This window comes from Novosphingobium sp. 11B (genome assembly GCF_054589055.1).
The window spans coordinates 1-378 of the sequence record NZ_BAAILP010000318.1 but is presented as its reverse complement, the minus strand read 5'-3'; the positions used below and the strand labels follow the sequence as shown (position 1 = coordinate 378).

Genomic DNA, 378 nt, shown 5'->3' with positions numbered 1-378 from the left:
CATGACGGTGATGGCGACAAAGGCAGATTATGATCGCCTGGCCACGGATCTTAGCGACATCGGGCGTCCGATCATCGTCGGCTTCGAGGCTACTGGTAACTACCATCGCACGCTGGCGCATCGCCTGCTGTCCGCCGGCTTCGAGTTGCGCTTGATCTCGTCCGTTGCCTTGGCTCGAACGCGCGAGGCTCTGCACAATGGCTGGGACAAGAACGATTCCAAGGATGCGCAAGTGATCCTGCACATGCTGCGGATCGGCGCCACCCAGCGATACGTCGATCCGCTCGCCGCCGGGATCAACGACCTGCAGGAGATGTCGAAAACGCACGAGGCGATCTCCAAGGCTAAGACGCAGACATGGCATCGCATCCTGACCCA

General features: G+C 60.3%; 1 protein-coding gene. It reads left to right on the top strand.

The genetic code is table 11. The annotated features are described in order from the left end of the window. Positions 1-378, top strand: a 378-nt coding sequence (locus ACYPYD_RS26460) for an IS110 family transposase (RefSeq protein WP_459666640.1), incomplete at both ends; no start/stop codon positions are given.